Annotated in this window: 1 protein-coding gene; it reads right to left on the bottom strand. The window is 67.7% G+C overall.

What is annotated here, in order from left to right; translation table 11 throughout:
- The coding region (locus ACLJWH_RS41975) for an acyltransferase domain-containing protein (protein WP_411147076.1) at positions 1-620 on the bottom strand (620 nt) is incomplete at both ends.

The following is a 620-nucleotide window of genomic DNA, read 5'->3' as shown; positions in this document are numbered from 1 at the left end:
GGCCGCGACGGGTGCGTGAAGATCCTGCCCCGGCTCCGCCGCCGACCTCCGGAGCAGGTCCGCCAACTCGGTCGCCTCACCGTGCTCCACGGCCGCCCAGAACTCGTCGTCGCCCGGGCCGGTCACGTCTCCGGCAGGGTGTCGTGGTGAGTCGAGCCAGTAGGGCTGGTGTTGGAAGGGATAGGTGGGCAGGTCGACCCGCCGGCCGCCGGCGAGCATCCCCGCCCAGTCGATCGGCACCCCACGCACCCACGCCTCACCGGCCGCATCCACCAACCGCCGCAGACCACCCTCGCCACGACGCAGCGACTCCAACGCCACGACCCGATCCGCGGACTCCTCGATGCCGACCGTCAACACCGGATGCGGACTGGACTCCAGGAACACCCGACACCCCTGAGCGACCAGACCCTCCACCACCGACTGGAATTCCACTGTCTGACGGAGATTGCGGTACCAGTACTCCGCCCCCAGCTCGACAGTGTCGATCCGCTCACCCGTCACCGTGGACACGAACGGAATCTCACCCGAGCGCGGGACGATCCCGTCCAGAACCCCCAACAACTCCTCACGGATCAACTCCACCTGCACCGAATGCGAGGCGTAATCCACATCGATAC

The organism is Streptomyces sp. x-80, from assembly GCF_046549095.1.
GTDB classification, from domain to species: Bacteria; Actinomycetota; Actinomycetes; order Streptomycetales; family Streptomycetaceae; genus Streptomyces; species Streptomyces celluloflavus.
This window is presented reverse-complemented; position numbering and strand designations above follow the sequence as displayed.